The organism is Terribacillus jepli (genome assembly GCF_047228925.1).
GTDB lineage: Bacteria > Bacillota > Bacilli > Bacillales > Amphibacillaceae > Terribacillus.
Map to the genome: position 1 here is coordinate 1 of NZ_JBFEGH010000008.1, position 20085 is coordinate 20085.

Genomic DNA, 20085 nt, shown 5'->3' on the forward strand with positions numbered 1-20085 from the left:
ACTACAACTTACACTGTCAAATCCGGTGACAATTTGAGCAGTATCGCTCAACGTTTCGGTATGACGCTTGCTGAAATTATCTCACTGAATAACATCACCAACCCGGACAAGCTTCAGATTGGCCAAAAATTGAAGGTTTATTCTTCCGGTGGAGATGGTGGCTCTGACGGTGGATCTACGCGCCCAACTACCACTTATACTGTCAAATCCGGTGACAATTTAAGCAGCATTGCACAACGCTTCGGTATGACGCTGAGCGAAATTATCTCACTGAATAATATTACTAACCCAGATAAGCTTCAAATCGGTCAAAAACTGAAAGTTTATGATAACGGTAGTGGAAATGATGATGGAAATGACAATGGCGGAGGTATTGGAGATGGCGGAGCACCAACTTCTCGTGTTACCGAAGCTCAATTGAATCAGATTGGTTGGTCAAGCACTTATATCTCTCAGACTATGCTGGACGATTTGAATAGTTGCTTGGAGAGATATAATATCACTACTAAATCCAGACTAAGTCATTTTATCAGCCAGTGCAGTCATGAATCAGGAGCTGGTAGATGGAAAACCGAATTGGCAGATGGTACTGCATATGAAGGACGTACTGATTTAGGTAATACCCAACCTGGTGATGGTCCTAAATTCAAAGGCGCAGGTTATATTCAATTGACAGGTCGCTACAATTATACACGCTTTGGAAATGCAATCGGTGATCCTCAAGTTGTAGCGCAAGGTGTCAATTACGTCGCTGCAAATTATCCATGGACAAGCGCTGGTTTTTGGTGGCATTCAAACAATATGAATGCTCTATGTGATACGAATCCATCAGTTGAAGCTGTTACCCGACGAGTGAATGGCGGATACAGAGGTCTTGAAGATCGCAGAATGTATTACAACAGATGTATCAATGTATTTTAATCAATAAAAAGGGGCGGTTTATATAACCGCCCCCACTTTTTCCATCAGTGAATCTTGCAAGCTGAATCCCTTATTGAATCAAATCGATAACTTTTTTCACTTCTTGTTCACTGCCTGGGTCTATGTAAACCTTCTCTGTATTTTTAACGATGTTCTCTGTTTCTTTTAGCATTGCGCCATCTTCTAAATCATCGCGGGAGTCCCAGCGCAATGGAACATTATAAACATTGATTGTACCATCGCCATTACCACTATAAGTCACTGAACCATCCACTAGGCGTCCACCTGCTAATTGAATGACATCTTCAGGATATGTAGCACTTGTAGCGTCGTCAGGATTTACTGGTTGACCAGCTGGTATGTGTTGGACATTCAATTCATCAATTTGCTGATTTGGACCTAGTTGCAGCCAAACTCGAGCATATTCGATTTCTTTGGAAGAATAAGCGGATAATACGCTATCTTCAGATGTTTCTTTGGAGCCATCTTTCAATGTTCCTTCTGATGAATCACCGTCATCATTGGATGTTCCAGTTTCATCGGAAGAACCTTCTCCAGTATTATCTTTTGCTGCAGAATCATTTGAAGAAGTTCCATTAGAATCGTCTGTTCCAGATTCAGTAGAGCTATTAGCGGATCCAGCAGACTCATCTGTACCTGATGTTTCCGTATTATCTCCAGAGGAACCTGTTTCCTCATCAGTTTCGTCTACCTGGCTATCATCTTCCGGATCACTAGCTTTTTCTTCAGATTTTGTAGCAGTGTCATTGTCAGTTGCATTTGTTTGAGTTTCTTCATTCGAACCACCTGAACATCCTACAAGCAATAGAACGAGCAACAGTAAAGCGATATTACAGTAAACGACTCTTTTTGATTTGAGCATTCGACTCTACCTTCCTTTCTTTTACAAAATAACACATTGGTAGCGTATGTCAATACTGGAATCGTGTGTAAAAGAACAATAGAGAATTTCAGCCTATTCATAAAATAAATGAAGACAATAATGCGGCATATATACCTATTTCTAATTGCTCTTCTTCCCTATTTTTGAGACGTAACAAAAATAAAGTTAGTTATGTATTTAGGAGGAACTCAGATTGTCATCGGAAATCTTTCATAATAAGAGTGAAACTTTATCCAATATTAGCAGGGCAGCTGCAGAAAATGAAAACAAAAGTAACTCGATCCAATCTGCTATCGAACTTTTAACAAATGAGCTTGATCAAAAGTTATCTTTAATTCAAGATGATCTAACTATCAACTTAAACCCTGGCGATAGTATCATGTCACCCTCGCCTATTTATCAAGATACAAAGGTATTCAGAGAATCTGGAGTGGATGTAACCATTCTACTTAAATCCAGATATGAAATAACCGAACAGATATGGATCGATAATTTTGATTTTGGTTGGGTCACTATATCCAGCGAGGATAAAAAGGTACCTATAGATCATGCTAATCTAGCAGGAATACGATAAATTCACGATTATCTGTAATAGCAGGTGTAAATGGTGCTGTCTTGCCTGTATTGGATATTAACATGTTATTTGGCTACGAGAATAAACCTGAATTATATATAGATGGCATTACGATTGCATGGGGTTCTAAATTCAGGGGGCTATCAGGTGCAGAAAATGCAGGTAACGAATTGATTGCACTATCCGGTTCAAAGGCAATCTGTTACATGGAAGGTTTGACACAAGGTGGTCATGCACTGGTGCGGGAACTGCGACTGGTTTGGCATTTCCAAACTCTAAAAGGCGCGCCATCATGGCTAGTTATGGTTCCAGTGGTCAAGGCCGCTCAATCACAACTGCAAAATTGCACAGGTTCATATGCTGTCTATTGTATATGGGATTCTGATATGCACGTTTCAATCGGATATGTCCGGTTGTGTAAATGGCACAGCGATGATCATTAAGATGGTGCCGTTTATCCTGCACCGTCTTTTGATATTGGGATACAGCACTCTCTTCTTGCATCCAACGCTTTAACATCAGCCCCCGCATACAACCCAAAATATCTTTTACAAGTGCCCGGTAGAATGGCTCCCTCTCCCCATTCTACCGGACCTTTCTAAAGGATATTTATAAAAATTCCTAAACTTTGGACACTTCCCTATCAAAAGTTAAGGAGACTATATTTATGATAAAAGAAATACCGGAACGACTGGCTAAACTTGAAATCATTGTAGAAGGACATGACAAACGTCTTAATAAGCAAGAGGAAAGTACAGCAATATTGAATAAGCTCTCCCAACTCTCTGAGTTACAAATCGAACTCAATAAAGATATGAAAGAGCAGCTTGAAAAAACGAATGAATTAATGTATTCCACTAGGACTGATGTAGTCGAGATTAAAAAGGACATGACATATTTGAAGGATGAGATTGGGCAGTTAGATGAAAGAACCACAGAACTTGAAGATGATGGTGAAGAGAATCTTAAAGATTGGAAGAAAATCGTTCTAACTGTAGTAACTTCATTGATCAGTGGTATTCTTCTAGCACTGTTTGGCGTATGGATTGGTAAATAAGAGGCCTAGGTTAAACTACCTTTGCCCCTTAAATTAAAGTTTGAGGAGGGGTTTTTTATGGATCATGGCACCATTATTCGTACTGCCGTGTTAATCATTGCACTAATCAACCAATTTTTGATAGCATATGATCTTACTCCTATTCCCGGCACGGAAGATACTTGGGGCAAAGTACTATCTTCAACATTTACTATAGTCGCTGCAGGTGTAACATGGTTTAAAAATAACTATATTACTGCTAAAGGCCAGAAACAGAAAGAAGTACTTCAAAAAGAAGGATTAATTAAGACGAAGTAATTTAAGAGTATTATTCCAATTAATAAGCCACTCCGAAATCGGAGTGGTATATAACACTTATAAAGTTTTCTTGAGTTTTGAATGACACAGTCATCTTTATAGTAGTTAAAGCAGTGGCATGAGCAATGTCCTGTTGGTGAACATCCTCAAAAGAGCTTCCTTAGGCAGCATTATCGTTATCATTATTTTTATTTGGAATTGTTCGCTTCCCCAAAGAATACAATCCCGATGCCGCCAGCCCAGCAAAACCTCCTGACCATAATCGCAATACAAGATCCATTTCAGTGAACGGCCAAGCAAGTGACCCTACTAATAGACCTATCAGCAAGCTGATCAAGGGTAGATACCTGTTATTTACGGCAACTGTCTTTTTGAGCAGCTGCACCAAAGCAACTACAACGGGGCTGATAATCGAAGCAAAGGTCATTACCTCTTCCATGATTCCTCATCTCCTCCGATTTTTGTATTGCCTTAATAGATTCTAGATGTAGTACGTGGTTTCCCTTCAATCATTCAGATGTCCCAAGTCACATGATCATAAAACAATTCTTTAGGATCAGAGAATACAAAGAAAAATTATGGATTTAGTTTAGTGTTATGGTTCTGTTTAAAATCAATCATCAGAAAAATCTTTGAAGTCCTTCCTTCCATAACATTACCGTATTTTACTTAATTTTATGACACAATTTGTTAAGCCAAATAAAAAAAGCCGATTCCTAAGAAAGGGAATCGACCTTAAAAAATTCTCATGAACACATTATAGTGTGACAATGACCGGACCATTTTTAGTCAGGATAATCGTATGTTCCAATTGAGCTACAAAGCTTTCTTCTGTAGCATAGGTCCAGCCGTCGTTTTTTTGGAATACTTCTTCTTCAGAAGTGGAGATAAATGGTTCGAACGCGATAACCATGCCATCTTTCAATAATTCATCATCCGTTGTATCCCGATAATTATAAATATGATCAGGTGCTTCGTGTATGGTACGTCCAATACCATGTCCTGTAAGGTTTGTGATAACAGTTAAGTCATGCTGTTTTGCTGTTTGGAATACTGCTCTTCCGATTCCGCTTTTTTTGGAACCAGGTTTTGCTTTCTTCAGGCCTGCTTCAAATGCCTTTTTAGCAACATCGCAAATCTTCGTCAGCACTTCGTCACCTTCCCCTACTACAAACGAGATACCAGTATCTGCGAAATAACCATTCTTTGATCCGGAAACATCTACATTCACCAGATCACCTTCTTGAATGACGCGCTGCCCCGGAATACCATGTGCCACTTCATCATTGACACTGATACAAGTAAACCCCGGAAAATCGTATTCGCTTTTTGGAGCAGAAACGGCCCCTTCTTTCTCAAACATTTCCCCAGCTATATCATCAAGTTCTTTCGTCGTTACGCCAGGCACTGTTTTTTGTACCAATTCATCCCTGATGGAGGCAACGATCCTGCCAATTTCCTTTAAAGCCTTAAAGTCTGCTTCTGTTTTTGCAATCATTTTTTTACCTCACTATCTTTTATCATCAATTTTAAGTAAAATGTGTTATCAAAAAAACTGGCACCAGTCGTATCAAGCGTTTCTTAACATGTACCGATCGCGTCATGAGTCCGCAAAAATGGCACTAGTACATTCCATTATATCACCTTATTTTAGCTGATGTAATGGGATGTATTTATATACTTCCTTAATCTTTTTCCTTGAAGGTGGATTACTTTAAAACCTCTTCCCTTCTTAGAAAAAAAGCTACTCCCTTAGGAGCTGCTAATCCATCAAGTAGAACAAGTCTACTGGTACTGTTGCCTTTCACCATGAAATGTCCGCGTGTCTCATCGGTATCAGACTTGCTAATACCTAACACTGGTACATATGCAAATGGTGCTGATTGGTCAGTGAAGCGTTCGTATCAAATAGTGTGACAGAGTTAGTGGCACCGTCAGCAATTGGAATGAAAAGTATACTCAATTCATCTACTAAACCTTCAGTCAAAAAGGAGCCATTTAAAACTCCTCCACCTCCTAACATTAATTTATCGATCGAGAATAATTTTTTAGTTTTTGTACTACTGAAGTAAAAATTCAAACTGTCCTTACCGCCAAAAATATAAGAGATGTCTATATTTTGCAAATGAGCTAAGTAAGCATCAGAAACCTGCTGTATAAGGATTTCTATTATATTTCCTCTGACTTATGTTCATTCCAGGGAGCAATAGAATTTTTGTCCATCCTAATTTACCGGGAGGATCTGCTGCAAATGCATATGTAGGGAATCATGGATAAAGAAAGGAATAACTTCATCTTCACAGTCAATAGCTAAGGATCTGGGAAGTTTTATGGAGAGGATTCTATAGGTTTCCTAGATGGTCAAAACGAAAAATCAAATTTCATGATTAAATAATTAGAAAAACCCCTGATACCATTGTATCAGGGGTTTGCCTATTACATATTAAAAGTCTTCCATATACTGATCGCGTTCCCATGGGTGGACTTGCGTGCGGAACATATCCCATTCGATTTCTTTTGCTTCGATGAAGTGTTCGAATAGGTGATCTCCTAGTGCTTCGACGATGATGTCGTCGGATTTAAGCTGTTCAAGAGCGTCGAATAATGTAGCTGGAAGATCTGCTACGCCGTTCTTTTCTCTTTCTGCTTTATCCATGACATAGATGTTGCGGTCGATGGATGCTGGTGCTTCCAGGCTGTTTTTGATTCCATCAAGTCCTGCAGCCAGCAATACGCTCATTGCTAGATATGGGTTCGCTGATGGGTCAACGCTGCGCACTTCGACACGCGTGCTTGCTCCGCGAGCGGATGGTACGCGGATCAATGGGCTGCGGTTCTTACCGGACCATGCAACGTAGCATGGAGCTTCATAACCTGGTACAAGTCGCTTGTAAGAGTTAACTGTCGGGTTAGTAACCGCTGTGAAATTAACCGCATGCTTCAACGTACCTGCGATGAATTGGTAAGCTGTTTCAGAAAGCTTCAGCTCGCCGCTTTCATCGTAGAATGCGTTTTTGCCGTCTTTGAATAGAGACATGTTGCAGTGCATACCCGAACCGTTCACACCGTATAGTGGTTTCGGCATGAATGTTGCATGCAGACCATGTTTTCTGGCGATTGTTTTAACTACTAGTTTGAATGTTTGGATATCATCCGCATGCTTCAGTGCATCAGCATATTTGAAATCGATTTCGTGCTGGCCTGGTGCCACTTCGTGGTGGGAAGCTTCAATTTCAAAGCCCATCTCTTCCAGTTCCAATACGATATCACGACGAGTCGTTTCACCCAAGTCAGTAGGTGCAAGGTCAAAGTATCCGCCTTTATCGTTCAATTCCAAAGTTGGATCGCCTTTTTCATCGAGTTTGAACAAGAAGAATTCCGGCTCTGTACCGATGTTGAATGCGCTGAATCCAAGCTCTTCCATCTTTTTCAGGTTACGCTTCAGGTTGTAACGCGGGCAGCCTTCGAATGGCTCTCCTTCTGGAGTATAGATATCACAGATGAAACGTGCCACTTTGCCTTTTTCGCTTGTCCACGGGAATACAACGAATGTATCCAGGTCCGGGTAAAGCTTCATGTCGGACTCTTCGATGCGTACGAAACCTTCGATGGAAGATCCGTCAAACATCATTTCATTATCCAATGCTTTGTCCAGCTGGCTGAGCGGGATTTCCACGTTTTTGATTGTGCCAAGCAAGTCGGTGAACTGCAAGCGAATGAACTTTACGTTCTCCTCCTTGATAATCTTGATTACATCTTCTCTAGTAAATTTCGCCATTCTTTCTCCTCCTCTATTAATGGAAGAATCGTGATAACTCTCCCTGGCGTAACGAAGCTTTACCCAAACGGCCGGTGTCCATCAATTCCTGACGCAGCATCTGTCTTAGTGCCTTGTCGGAGATCTCCGGTGCGATCGGGGTCTCAAGCATATCAGCTGACGGTTTTTCTTTATATGGCAGCATTTGCTTGATACCGGCAAGATTGATTCCTTTGTCGATCAATTCCTTGATCTCCAGCAGTCGATCTACATCATTAAATGAGAAAAGACGCTGATTGCCTTCTGTTCTTGCTGGGAAAATCAGTCCGTTGTCTTCATAGTAACGGATTTGTCTTGCTGTTAATGCAGTAAGTGATTTTACAATACCAATAGAGAACAAGGGCATAGATCGGCGATTCATGTCACTCATTTATCGTCCATCCCCTTTCCTTATGTACTCTACGTCTATTATAAACGTAGGTAATTTTAAATGTCAACACGTGTTAGCTTAGTTGACACGAAAATTTTTAGTATGCTTGATTCGTTGATATCAAGCCTTTTTCTAATAGATTATGAGCTGCATCGATAATGGCGAGCTTCACATGAGCATAAGTCAAACCACCCTGGACAAAAGCCGTATATGGCGGACGAATCGGTCCATCCGCTGTCAGCTCGAGGCTGGCTCCTTGGATGAAGGTACCGGCTGCCATGATGACATCATTTTCATACCCTGGCATTGGTGCTGGATGCGGCGTCACATGCGCATTGACTGGCGACGCATGCTGGATGGCCTGGCAGAAGGCAACCATTTGATCTGCGGTATGGAAGTTCACCGATTGGATCAAATCAACACGTTTGGCATCGAATTTCGGTGAAGTCGAAAAGCCAAGTAACTCCAGGAATCTGGAAGTGAAGATCGCCCCCTTCAGTGCCTCACCGACGACATGGGGCGCCAGGAAGAAGCCCTGGAACAGCTCTTGCAGCATACCCAATGTCGCGCCTGTCTCTTTTCCAAGACCTGGCGCAGTCAAACGGTTGGCACATAACTCGATCAAATCGGCTCGCCCGGCAATATAGCCGCCCGCGCGGACAATACCACCGCCTGGGTTTTTGATCAAAGATCCGGCAATCAAATCCGCCCCGACGTGAAGCGGTTCTTTTGTTTCCGCAAATTCCCCGTAGCAGTTATCGACAAATACGATGACTTCCGGATACTTCTCTTTGACGAAAGCTATCATGTCACCGATCTCGGCAACAGAAAACGAAGGTCGGTCGGCATATCCTTTGGAACGCTGGATTGCCACCACCTTCGTCTTTTCGGAAATCTTCGCTGCTATAGCCGTATAGTCGATTGCGCCTGCATCGGTTAAATCAACTGCATCATATGTTACTCCGAAATCTTTCAACGACCCTGTATCTTCCTGCTGGTTCCCGATGACACCTTCCAGTGTATCGTAAGGTTTGCCAGTGATATATAGAAGCTCATCTCCCGGACGAAGGACACCGAATAACGATGTAGTGATCGCATGCGTCCCGGAAACAATCTGAGGCCGCACAAGTGCATCTTCTGCGCCGAATACTTCTGCATATACTCGCTCGAGGGTCTCGCGACCGAAATCATCGTACCCATAACCTGTTGTCGGGTTGAAATGACTGTCACTCACGCGCTGGTGACGAAATGCATCCATCACTCGTTTCTGGTTTTCTTCTGCGATACGATCTATCTCAGCGCGCTGGGCGCCGGTTTCTTCTTCTGTTCTTCTTGCTGTTTCTTTTATCATGCTTCATTCTTTCCTTTCAATTGATGAACAAGCGGATGATCAGGCAATACATACCCGCTCACTTCATAGGCATCCAGTGCCTCATTGTATGCCCTTTTTGTCATAATCGTTTCCTGGGTGAGCTTGTCCAATAGACGACCGCCTGTCGCAGGTACGATTGTATCATAGAATTCACTTGTTTCCTGGATCATTTCCTGCACTTTTTCCATTACATATCGGCGATCTTCTTCTTTAAACGCCGATATCTGCATATATGGATGCGCGCTGGCAATGAAATCCTCCGTCAGTAGATCTGCTTTGTTATAGACTGTCAGAATCGGCAAATGATCTGCTCCAAGATCTTTGAGCAATTTCAGTACAGTCGCTTGCTGCTGTTCATGATCCGGATGTGCACTATTGACCATATGAATGATGAAATCCGCCTCGGTCACTTCTTCAAGTGTCGAACGGAAAGCTGCGATAAGTGCTGTCGGCAAATCTTGGATGAAGCCGACGGTATCAGTCAGTAATGCCTGGAAACCCGATGGAAGCCGCATTCTGCGTGTCATCGGATCGAGCGTCGCAAACAACTGATCCTGCTCGAGGCTGTCATTCCCGGTCAGCCGGTTGAATATCGTCGATTTACCAGCGTTCGTATAGCCGACCAAAGCAATCTGGAATGCCTGATTCGCTTTGCGTCTTTCCCGGTAGCGAGATCGGTGCGAGACGACTGCTTTTAGCTGATGCTTGATTTCATCAATCCGGCGACGAATATGCCGTCTGTCGGTTTCGAGTTTCGTTTCTCCAGGGCCCCTTGTTCCGATTCCGGCACCAAGACGGCTCATTTCCGTGCCTTGTCCATAAAGTCTTGGCAGCAAATACTGCATCTGCGCCAGCTCCACCTGCAGTTTCCCTTCACGGGTATGCGCGCGTGTTGCAAATATATCAAGGATCAGCTGACTCCGGTCAATGACACGGACCCCGATATGGTTGCTGATATTCTTCAATTGTCCCGGAGATAATTCATCATTGGATATGACGAGGAGCGGCTCTTCTTGCTCGACCAGTTCGGCAAGCTCATCCAGCTTGCCGGCTCCGAAATATGTACCAGGATGCAGGCGTTCCCGTTTCTGCGTCACAATTCCTGCAACGACCCCGCCTGCTGTCTTCGTTAGAGCTTGCAATTCATCGAGCGAGGATTGAAATCGCTCCAAAGTTTGATTTTGGTGATGGACTGCCATCAATAATACACGTTCCATACTGTCACCCTTTCCATATGTCATTATACCCTATCAGACAAGGAAAAAGCCTTCGCTTTATGCGAAAGCTTGGAAATGAATGAAGGAATGACAATCTGTGCTTCCTGTAGTGAAGCTGATCTATTTCACTACGTCCCCTGTATTGACAATTCTAATCTTTACTTCGTAGTCCACTTCTGCATTTGCAAAGTGATTATCCCAATCCTTTTTCATCTTTTGATATTCCCTTGGATAAGCGATTCGAAAACTGTCGGAGAACCCGACGACTTCCGTTTTATATTCATCCTGAAGCTTTTTCATCGTTTCCTTCATCAATCTCTTGACTTCTTTTTCTGCCAAACTTCTCAACTCTTGTATGTAACGTTCAGACAAATTATGGGCAGACTGGGACCAATCTTCTGTTATCCATCCATCCGCTTCACTCTGCACCAGGAAGGAAAGACGCCCGCCTTGTAATTTTGGTTTAACTTTTGTCTTATAATTCTGCACTTCGTATACAATCGTATGCCCTTTTTCATCCTGGAATTCCAGTAACCCAGCCTTCCCTTCGCCGCTCAGCCAGTTTACCCCCTCCACCTCTTCAGTCGTCAAGAAACCAGCGAGCTTCCTGTCCTTCCCTTTTATTATGCCGGCCCCGTCCACTTTGATCGTATTATTTTCCTTCACGACATTCGGCAAGGTAAAGCTGATCCGGGAAGCCAGATTGGCAGCCAACTCACCTAAGCGTACTGGGGGCAGGATTTTCAGCGTGCTTGTTTTATTCTCGAAAATGCTGCTGATATAGCTGCTGGGTATCTCCCCTTCGATGTTCGTGTCCAATACATCAAATGTTTTCTGCTCGCTTAGGACAACATACGGGCTAAGACGTGTCACATTATCACGCATGATCTGATCGAGCATAATCGAAAGATCGTATTTGCGCGCTATTTCTTGATTGATGATGATGGATTCCAGATGATCCGTGTACACAGGATAAGGCAGCTGAAGGGAGATGGAACGCAGAATATCCTGAACCGAATCTCCTTCAAGGGTAATATCTTGGTACATTTTCCCTTGCGGCATCGTCCCCTGTTCTCCTTTTTTCTTGGTACTGGCAATCTGGGTGGTATGCTTGATCGGGGTCTGTTCATTCTCACTGCTATCGATGCCAAAGCCGATCACAAAAGACATTTCCTCGATATCCGCACTGTCCCAGCAACCGGAAATGAATAGCAGCGAAGCAATTGCACATAGACAGAGATTACGTACCCTTTTGTGTCTCTTCACTGTATCTCAGCCTCCTCAAAACCGCAATAATCAAAAGCAGCGATGGCACGAGGAATGAAAAAGCAAAGCTTGTCCAGCCGATCATCGTCCCCATCTTTTCCAATTGATTCAAATCCTGAGGAATCAAACAAATGATATACACTGCGGCCAAAAGGAAATAATTTGCCTTTTTATATGATAGACGTGTCAGCTGGGAGATGCCTTTTGCCGCCACATATTGGCAGACCACATATGTCGTGAACATCTGGATCAGCCAAACAACCAAGAATAGCGAATCAAAACGTTCAAAGAGAATACCTTCGTATTCGTATTCTTGGATGAGGGCAAAAGTCGGCCACTTCTGATGCTTCATCCTGTCTACCGACAATCCGCCAGTAATGATGACAACAGCCAATAAGTAAATGGAAACGGGTATGACAATCCCAAGCAACGCGACCTTCTTCGCGTCTTTAGGTTTCTGCATCATGGCAACGAATACGAGCATGAATTCCAATCCGCTGAAAGTGAGGAATGTCGGAGTGACTCCCTTTAATATAGGAGCAACTCCAAGTCCGAATACCGGCCGCAGGTTATTTATTTCAAATACTTTGAAACCAAGACAAAATACCAGTATGAAAATGAATAGACATACAGGCGTCAATAGCTCGATCAGCCGAGCAATCGGATTGATGCCGCCTACCAGCAGGTAAATGGCCACCCAGTACATGCTGATCAGAATGACAGGAATCGGCGTTTCTTCCAACAAATAAAACTGTGTCAATTCCCCCATGGATCGTATTTCAAACGCGCCGATCAAAAGCGCGTATCCGATGAAACCAATGCTTAATATCGACCCCAGCCATTTGCCGACGATCAGCTTATTGAATTCGAAAAAGGTGAGGCGGTCAAAGCGAAGGCTCAAAGCCACAATGATAAGACAGGATAGATAAGCACATAATCCGCCCAACAGTACACAAATCCATAAATCCGGCGTTTCGACTTTCATGGCCAGATTCCGCGGCAAGGTAAAGATACCTACCGCAATCAGTGTTGTTGCAAGCAACGAAACCATTTGTACTGTCGTAATCCGAGTTGTTCCCATTTTCATATGCCCTATCTCCTAATATTTCTTTCTTCTGACTTGGTCCTTCGGGAAGTACTCTGCAGGACGATTTCTTATCGTAAACAAAGGCATGCGGAGAAGAAAGTCTTTCCAGTCTTCTTTGCTGTATAATGTGCCCGGAGTGATATATGGCACACCAAAGCTGCGCAGCTTGACCGCATGGACACATAGTGCCAAAAAGAATAAACTGATTCCGTACAAACCGAGGAAAGCAGCTGAAAACATAGCAAAGAATCGGAGTACCCTCAGTGCGATACCTGCTCCGTAGTGAGGAGAGACAAAGGATGCGATGGCTGTGGCGGCAACAACAATGACCATGATCGGACTGACCAACCCAGCCTGCACCGCTGCTTCCCCGATGATCAGGGCACCAACCAATCCGACAGTTTGTCCCACCGGCCGCGGCAGCCTGAGTCCCGCTTCCCTTAGCAATTCGATCGATACTTCCATCAGCAGCGCCTCGATGATCGTCGGAAATGGGACACCAATCCTCGTTCCGGCTATGGCAAGCGCCAAATCAGTAGGAATCAGCCCTTGATGGAAAGATACGAATGCAATATAAAAAGACGGCAGGAATATACTCAGAAAGGCCGCCACATACCGAAGCAGCCGAATCAGGGACATCGGGATCCAGCGCTCATAATAATCCTCCGGTGACTGCACCATCATGGAGAAGGTTGCCGGTACAATCAGAGCATACGAAGAGCCATCAAGCAGGATCCCCACCCGCCCCTCCAAAATCGCTCCCATTACGCGGTCGGGCCGCTCCGTTGCCTGCACTTGCGGAAAAATGGACATATAGTCATCCTCTATCAGCTGTTCGATATAGCCAGTATCTGCTGCATGATCGATATCCAGTTTTTTTATTCGATCTTTCACTTCCATAACCAGCTCTTCATTGGCGATATCTTTAACATACACAACCGTCAGCTGTTTGCTCGTTCTTTCCCCTACATTAAAGTCTGTGAATGTCAAATTGGGATCCGTTGTCATTCTGCGCAATATCGCTGTATTATCACGAATATTTTCAATGAAACTCACACGAGGTCCTCTGACCAGCGCTTCGGTGATCGGTTCGTCCAAACTACGCGAAAGCCATTTTTTCACACTAAGCACAAATGCTTCATCCAGTCCCGCGACTAACAGCAGCACAGATCCGGACAGAAGCTGCCGTATCATTTTATCCGTATCTTTCAGTGCCTTTATATCACTGACTTCAAGCGCATGATAAAGCAAGTAATCCTTTATGCTTTCACTCTTGAACAGATGGAAGCCGGATTTAGACTGCTTGCCATGCATCAGCGGGTGAAGGATGGATTGATGCAATAGCTGCTGATCAACCAATCCATCAATATGGATAATTGTACAGCTGCGATTATCCAGTCCCAATTTGAATTGACGGAAAATGATATCGGAGCTATCACCGACAATGGCTTTGATATGTTCCACGTTCTGTGCTAATTTTGAAGACAGAACAAATTGATTCGGAATGAAGGTCTGCTCTTTTCGTTTGTGGACTTTTTTACGGAGCGCTATTAATTTATTGACCAGTACCGTAGACAAGACTGGTACGAGGACAACAACGATCGTGCCGATCCACACATCCAACCGCAGAAGAAATTCAAATATATTTTCCATCATGTGCACTCCTTGTTATGTATATACTGCCCCAGCAATATCCGGCTATGCACCATATGAACACTCTTTTTAAGCAAAAAAAGCTCATTGCGCAGCCACGCAATGAGCTTTTTTTCACGTTCCGGGTCATTCTTCGTGATTCAAATCGGCAACTGTCATTTTCATCAGTTCCTCTGTCGACAAATGATGATCATGGCGCACAAGCCGGACTGCTTGCATCCGTATCGCTTTCTCGATGATATTACGTACAAAGCGAGCGTTGGAAAAATCAGCTGTCCGTTTCGCTTTCTGCTGGACGATGATTTCTTTCAGCTTCCATTCCGCTTCCTTCGTCAGCTGATACTCTTTCTCTAAAAGCATACCTTTGGCTATATCCATTAGTTGTTCAGACTTATAATCGGGGAACTCGAGCTGTATGGGAAACCGTGAACGCAGACCAGGGTTCAAACTCATGAAATGTCTCATCTCCCGGGGGTAACCGGCCAGGATAAGGATGAATCGATTGGACGCATCTTCCATATGTTTGACAAGCGTATCGATCGCTTCTTTCCCGAAGTCTTTTTCTCCTCCGCGTGCAAGCGAATAGGCTTCATCTATGAATAGGATACCACCCATGGCACGCTGAATGAGAGCTCTTGTTTTTTGAGCCGTGTGTCCGATATATTCGCCGACCAGGTCTGCTCTTTCCGCTTCGATGAAATGACCTTTATCCAAGACATCCATATCGCGAAAAACAGTAGCAAGCTTACGTGCAACCGTCGTCTTTCCTGTGCCGGGGTTGCCTTCGAACAGCATATGCAGCACTTGCTTCTCTTGTTTTAACCCCGCTGCCTCTCGTTTCTGGCTGATATGGACATTAGCATAAATTTCTTTGATTGTTTTCTTGAGCTTCTCCATTCCGATGAAGGAGGCGAATTCCTGGTCGATATGACGGAACGGATCGATATCGCGCTTGGCAGCACCACTTTGCAGAGGTTCCGTCTCCTGCTGCCTGTTTTTCAAGACGATATTGATTTTTCCTTTCGCATTCGTAACTTGAGCTTCCATATGATCACCCCTCACTGCAGTTTACGCTCAAGACGGGAAGGCCGTGACAAATGCCCAATGGTCTTTTTCTACTTTATTCAGACGCACCGCGCTTTAAAACAAAAATAAAAAACGAACGCCTGAGGCGTCCGCTTTGGTTTAGCTCTGTTCTTTATAATCCAGCGATACATTCTTCACTGGGGAGAATGTGGAAATCGCATGTTTGAAGATTAATTGCTGTCTTCCTTCCGTTTCGAACAATACAGTGAAATTGTCAAACGCCTTCACTGTTCCGCGGATTTGGAAGCCATTCGTCAGGAAAACAGTGACTTGCATACGTTCTTTGCGCAATTGATTCAGATATTGGTCTTGAATATTAACAGATTGAGACATCTATTCCCCTCCTAATTTCTATACGGTTCCTATTTCTACCTTTGTTCCAGCTTTCCTGCAAGTTCTTCTAAAATAATTCTAAATTTTTGTTTTTTTGTCGCAGGCGTTATCGTATACCAGTTCACATCCATCTTATTGCGGAACCACGTATATTGCCTTTTGGCGTAACGCCGGCTGTTCTGCTTCAGCTGGGACACCGTATCTTCCCAGTCCATTTTCCCTTCCAGATAAGGGATAAACTCCTTATAGCCGATTGCCCGCATGGATTGTGTATCCTTGATGCCACGATCGACCAGTTGCTTTACTTCTTCCAGCAAACCGTCAGCAAGCATCTTATCAACTCGGAGATTTATCTGTTCATAAAGCAAATCCCGATCCATCTCCAACCCGATCACCGCAGCATCATAACAAGCATCAGGTTCGATTTCTTCGTGCTCACTCATTCTTTTACCGGTTCGGTGGTAGATTTCCAGCGCCCGGATGACCCGGCGGATATTATTGGGATGAATTCGCTCCGCTTGTACTGGATCTACTTCCTGAAGCCGGCTGTGCAAGTGCTGCGCTCCAAATTCTTTGGCTTCCTGCTCCAGCTGCTGCTGATAGCTATCATCCCGTTTTGCCTCAGAAAAATCGTAGCCGTAAAGCGCGGCCTGTATGTATAAGCCGGTTCCACCTGCAATGACCGGTAGTTTCCCGCGACTTGCAATGTCCTTGACACAAGCTTCCACGTCGGCTTGGAAATCAGCTGCAGAATAATTCTCATCAGGATCGCGGATATCAATAAGATGATGCGGAATTCCTTGCTGTTCTTCTTTGGTGATTTTTGCTGTTCCAATATCCATGCCTCTGTATATCTGCATGGAATCGCCGCTGATCACCTCACCGCCGAATTTTTTTGCGATTTCGATACTCAGCTGGGTCTTGCCGACACCCGTAGGTCCGACAACGACGATTATTTTCTGTTTCTCCATGTCATTCTCCTTCTTTAACATGTCATTAGTTTAGCATAACACTGCAAAGAAAGATAAACGAAAAGCCGTGCGCGCCTCGCACAGCTTATTTTTGGTCGGAATCGATAAGATACTTCGTCAGGCGGATGGCTTCATATTCCAATCTGCCGAGGATACTCACAAGCACGCCAGCCGTGGCATCGTCTTCCTGCCTTTTCGCAAGCGGTATGCCGGTGATTTTTATCTCCTGTGCGAGCTGACTGTAATCATGACGCAAAGTCCTGACTACCTCATAATCTTCATCATCGGCTTGTGCTTCCTTTATGGTAGTTTCCTGGAGGAATTTGCTCATGACTGCTATCGGTCTGCCGCCGATGGCAAGCACACGTTTGCCCAATGATTTCTTCATTTCATCCAATTGCTTGTGCAGATCCTCGGTATATTGCTCAATCACATAACCATATGGACCTTTGGCATACCAATGATAACGCTGAAGTTTCACGTGCAGTACACTGATATTGGCTATTTGCTGGTTCAGAAAATCCACAAGATGCTGATTCTGCATGGCTAACGCCTCCTCTGGCTAATCAGCATGCCCAAAATCAGAACAATCTATTCCATGTTTGCGGTCCGACAATGCCATCTACACCAAGTCCATTGTTGCGTTGGAAGTTGATGACGGCCTGTCTTGTGATCGGGCCAAAAATCCCGTCGGCTGTTACACCTAATGCCCGCTGGATCCGTCGGACATTTTCTCCGCGAGATCCCGTCCGAATATAACTTCCTGGATATGGGACACTGGCAGACTGCTGTGTCCTGCTTGCTGATGACCCGATGTAATCGAGTGGGTTGACTGCATTCGATTTTTCCGCATTCCATCTGCCCCGGTGCAATTCAAAATGCAGATGCTGACCAGTTGAATCCCCCGTACTGCCCATATATCCGATAAACTGTCCCTGCCTGACCGTATCTCCCACGCTGACTTGACGTGATCCCGACCGCATATGCGCATACACTGTTTCATACGTCTGACCGTTTAGCTGATGGACAATGAAGACGACTTCCCCGTATGAGGAAGACACATACGATCTGCTGACAGTACCTGCAGCAGCTGCGGCAATTCTTACAGTTCCGGATTGTGCCCAGTCTACACCATTATGGGACGATCCAGCACCCCGAAAACCGTTTGTCAGCCTGCCTGCCGTAGGTTTGATGAATAGTGCCATACTGTAATCTCCTTCCTGTCAGTATTCAGGTTACAGGATAGTATAAGCACGATTCCCATCCTCCGGGGCGGTGAACACCTAGACAAGCAAAAAAGGCGCAGTTGCCTGCGCCTATTGTACCCGTTTGAATAGTTTTTCCAGCTCATATGAAGTGAAGCGGATGATAATCGGCCGACCATGCGGACAGGTGAAAGGATCTTGCGATGTACGAAGCTCTTCCAATAGATGGAACATATCGTCATGATTCAAATGATGATTTGCTTTGATGGAACGTTTACAAGACATCATGATAGCCGCTTCTTCGCGTAATTTGTGAATATCAACTTTGCTTTCCTGCATCACCTGTTCCACAATTTCGCGGATGATTTCCTCTTCAAAGCCTTTCGGGAACCATTGCGGATGGGAACGAACGATATACGTATGACCGCCAAAGGATTCAAAGAATAATCCAACTGCCTCAAGCTCGGTCCGATACTGCTCGACAATCAGTGATTCCTGTCTGGTGAAATCGAATGTAAGCGGAATGAGCAGCTCCTGCAGTTCCTTCTCCACTTCCCCGATTTTTTCCCGGAAATATTCATATTTGATCCGTTCCTGTGCAGCATGCTGATCGACCAAGAAGAGACCCTCTTCATTTTCCGCCAAAATATACGTTCCATGATGCTGCCCGATTGGATACATGGGCGGCACAGCATATTCCGGCTCGTTTTCTGATTCGATGCTGTACTCCGGTTCATCTGCTTTATCATCAGCAGAGTCAATAAAGATTTCAGGTTCTGATTGTACTTGCCTTTCTTCCTCAATAATCGGAGGGGTTGTTTCTTTCACTTCGTCAAAGAACCATCGATCCGGTTCTGGCTGTGGTTCTTTGACAGGTTGATTGTCAAAGAAAGTGAAGCTTTGCTGTTCGCTTCGTTCCTGGATTTTTTTCTGCTTCGGCGCGACAGCTTCAGGAATGAGCCGCTGCTGTCGCAGTGCTTTGCCAACTAACTGCTCGACAGCTTCAAACAGCTCTTTTTCCTTGCTGAAACGAACTTCGAGCTTAGCCGGATGCACGTTTACATCCACAAGAATTGGGTCCATCTCGATTGAAATGACGGCAAGCGGGAATCTGCCGATCGGCAGTAAAGTATGATACGCCTGCATCACAGCTTTGGCCAAGACATGATTCCGAATGTACCTGCCATTTACGATGAAAGATACATATTGACGGGAAGCCCGATTGATTTCTGGTTTGGCAGCTAAAACCGCCAGCTTATAATCCAATGTTTCATGTGATGCTTCGACTATTTTCTTCGCTACGGAATTACCATAGATTTGAGCGACGATCTGCAGCATATCCCCTCGCCCGCTGGATTGGAACAAAGGTTTACCATTATGCGTCAGTTCGAATCGTATTTCTGGGTGTGCAAGCGCAAGGCGGTTGATCACCTCGGACACGTGTCCAAGCTCCGTATGAATCGTTTTCATATACTTCAGACGGGCCGGTGTATTGAAGAACAAATGCTTTACCGTAATCTCCGTGCCTTTCCGCGCATCGCATTTGCCTCTTTCTTTAATCGCCCCGCCTTCCATGACAAGTTTCACACCGGCATTTTCGCCTGTACTTGTCTTGATCTCAAGCTGGCTCACCGCGGCGATACTAGCCAAAGCTTCCCCGCGGAATCCAAGTGTACGGACATGGAAAAGGTCATGTTCATTCCGGATTTTACTTGTAGCATGACGGAAGAAGGCCCGCTCCACATCGTCTGGATCCATGCCGTCTCCATTGTCGACAATGCTAATTTCGGTCAGACCTGCTTCCTGCACAGAAACCTTGATCACCGTACTGTTTGCATCGATACTGTTTTCCACCAGTTCCTTGACGACCGAAGCCGGCCGCTCGACCACTTCACCCGCTGCAATCTTATTCGCTAAATCATCCGGCATCAATTGAATCGCCATATGGGAACCTC

22 protein-coding genes and 1 pseudogene are annotated in these 20085 nt (G+C 44.4%); 5 read left to right on the plus strand and 18 right to left on the minus strand.

Going from position 1 to position 20085, the window contains the following annotated elements:
- On the plus strand, positions 1-921 hold a 921-nt coding region (locus AB1K91_RS10240), incomplete at its 5' end, for a LysM peptidoglycan-binding domain-containing protein (RefSeq protein ID WP_413089759.1).
- A gap of 70 nt (positions 922-991) precedes the next feature.
- Here the strand turns inward: AB1K91_RS10240 and AB1K91_RS10245 are convergent.
- Positions 992-1804 carry a hypothetical protein gene (locus AB1K91_RS10245; protein WP_413089761.1) on the minus strand — a complete coding sequence of 271 codons (813 nt, stop codon included), beginning with the start codon at positions 1802-1804 and terminating at the stop codon, positions 992-994.
- Between the two features lie 214 nt (positions 1805-2018).
- On the opposite strand from AB1K91_RS10245, the gene AB1K91_RS10250 reads away from it, so the two are divergent.
- From AB1K91_RS10250 to AB1K91_RS10265, 4 genes are all read left to right on the plus strand, one after another.
- Entirely contained in the window at positions 2019-2399 is a 381-nt protein-coding gene (locus AB1K91_RS10250) for a hypothetical protein (protein WP_413089763.1), read from the plus strand.
- Between the two features lie 41 nt (positions 2400-2440).
- Positions 2441-2842, plus strand: a complete 402-nt coding sequence (locus tag AB1K91_RS10255) for a hypothetical protein (protein ID WP_413089765.1) — start codon at positions 2441-2443, stop codon at positions 2840-2842.
- 224 nt (positions 2843-3066) lie between these two features.
- Positions 3067-3456: a hypothetical protein gene (locus tag AB1K91_RS10260; protein ID WP_413089767.1), complete on the plus strand. Its 390-nt coding sequence runs from the start codon at positions 3067-3069 to the stop codon at positions 3454-3456.
- A 57-nt stretch (positions 3457-3513) separates the two neighbouring features.
- Complete coding sequence (locus tag AB1K91_RS10265) at positions 3514-3753, plus strand: phage holin (protein ID WP_413089768.1); 240 nt, start codon at positions 3514-3516, stop codon at positions 3751-3753.
- Positions 3754-3913: 160 nt separating this feature from the next.
- Here AB1K91_RS10265 and AB1K91_RS10270 read toward each other — a convergent pair whose 3' ends face one another.
- The 17 genes and pseudogenes from AB1K91_RS10270 to mutL form a co-directional block, all read right to left on the minus strand.
- A complete protein-coding gene (locus AB1K91_RS10270; RefSeq protein ID WP_413089770.1) occupies positions 3914-4192 on the minus strand; it encodes a holin in 279 nt (92 codons plus the stop codon).
- Between the two features lie 318 nt (positions 4193-4510).
- On the minus strand, positions 4511-5251 hold the full coding sequence (gene map, locus AB1K91_RS10275; protein ID WP_413089771.1) for a type I methionyl aminopeptidase: 741 nt from the start codon (positions 5249-5251) through the stop codon (positions 4511-4513).
- A 354-nt stretch (positions 5252-5605) separates the two neighbouring features.
- Positions 5606-5878 (minus strand): dihydrofolate reductase family protein, encoded by a 273-nt coding sequence (locus AB1K91_RS10280; protein WP_413089772.1) that lies wholly within the window; start codon positions 5876-5878, stop codon positions 5606-5608.
- A gap of 318 nt (positions 5879-6196) precedes the next feature.
- Positions 6197-7531 carry a type I glutamate--ammonia ligase gene (gene glnA, locus AB1K91_RS10285; RefSeq protein ID WP_413089773.1) on the minus strand — a complete coding sequence of 445 codons (1335 nt, stop codon included), beginning with the start codon at positions 7529-7531 and terminating at the stop codon, positions 6197-6199.
- A 16-nt stretch (positions 7532-7547) separates the two neighbouring features.
- Positions 7548-7940 carry a MerR family transcriptional regulator gene (locus AB1K91_RS10290; RefSeq protein WP_093726512.1) on the minus strand — a complete coding sequence of 131 codons (393 nt, stop codon included), beginning with the start codon at positions 7938-7940 and terminating at the stop codon, positions 7548-7550.
- Positions 7941-8037: 97 nt separating this feature from the next.
- Positions 8038-9291 (minus strand): methionine gamma-lyase family protein, encoded by a 1254-nt coding sequence (locus AB1K91_RS10295; RefSeq protein WP_413089774.1) that lies wholly within the window; start codon positions 9289-9291, stop codon positions 8038-8040.
- The gene (gene hflX, locus AB1K91_RS10300; RefSeq protein ID WP_413089775.1) at positions 9288-10529 is read right to left on the minus strand and encodes a GTPase HflX; all 1242 of its coding nucleotides are present in this window, start codon (positions 10527-10529) and stop codon (positions 9288-9290) included. The genes AB1K91_RS10295 and hflX overlap by 4 nt, the downstream gene beginning before the upstream one ends.
- A 120-nt stretch (positions 10530-10649) precedes the next feature.
- Positions 10650-11795 (minus strand): Ger(x)C family spore germination protein, encoded by a 1146-nt coding sequence (locus AB1K91_RS10305; RefSeq protein WP_413089776.1) that lies wholly within the window; start codon positions 11793-11795, stop codon positions 10650-10652.
- On the minus strand, positions 11770-12882 hold the full coding sequence (locus tag AB1K91_RS10310; protein WP_413089777.1) for a GerAB/ArcD/ProY family transporter: 1113 nt from the start codon (positions 12880-12882) through the stop codon (positions 11770-11772). The genes AB1K91_RS10305 and AB1K91_RS10310 overlap by 26 nt, the downstream gene beginning before the upstream one ends.
- A 12-nt stretch (positions 12883-12894) precedes the next feature.
- Positions 12895-14538, minus strand: a complete 1644-nt coding sequence (locus AB1K91_RS10315) for a spore germination protein (protein WP_413089778.1) — start codon at positions 14536-14538, stop codon at positions 12895-12897.
- A 123-nt stretch (positions 14539-14661) separates the two neighbouring features.
- Positions 14662-15582: an AAA family ATPase gene (locus AB1K91_RS10320; protein ID WP_413089779.1), complete on the minus strand. Its 921-nt coding sequence runs from the start codon at positions 15580-15582 to the stop codon at positions 14662-14664.
- Between the two features lie 138 nt (positions 15583-15720).
- A complete protein-coding gene (hfq, locus tag AB1K91_RS10325; RefSeq protein ID WP_038560416.1) occupies positions 15721-15954 on the minus strand; it encodes an RNA chaperone Hfq in 234 nt (77 codons plus the stop codon).
- A 35-nt stretch (positions 15955-15989) separates the two neighbouring features.
- A complete protein-coding gene (miaA, locus tag AB1K91_RS10330; RefSeq protein ID WP_413089780.1) occupies positions 15990-16946 on the minus strand; it encodes a tRNA (adenosine(37)-N6)-dimethylallyltransferase MiaA in 957 nt (318 codons plus the stop codon).
- 64 nt (positions 16947-17010) lie between these two features.
- The gene (locus tag AB1K91_RS10335; protein ID WP_413089781.1) at positions 17011-17469 is read right to left on the minus strand and encodes a Dps family protein; all 459 of its coding nucleotides are present in this window, start codon (positions 17467-17469) and stop codon (positions 17011-17013) included.
- Positions 17470-17506: 37 nt separating this feature from the next.
- The gene (locus AB1K91_RS10340) at positions 17507-17740 is read right to left on the minus strand and encodes a peptidoglycan-binding domain-containing protein (protein ID WP_413089896.1); all 234 of its coding nucleotides are present in this window, start codon (positions 17738-17740) and stop codon (positions 17507-17509) included.
- Positions 17735-18130 (minus strand): annotated as a pseudogene (locus tag AB1K91_RS10345) (M23 family metallopeptidase); the annotation flags it as partial. The gene AB1K91_RS10340 and the pseudogene AB1K91_RS10345, both read right to left, overlap by 6 nt.
- A gap of 111 nt (positions 18131-18241) precedes the next feature.
- The gene (gene mutL / locus AB1K91_RS10350) at positions 18242-20074 is read right to left on the minus strand and encodes a DNA mismatch repair endonuclease MutL (RefSeq protein WP_413089782.1); all 1833 of its coding nucleotides are present in this window, start codon (positions 20072-20074) and stop codon (positions 18242-18244) included.
- Positions 20075-20085 lie beyond the last annotated feature (11 nt).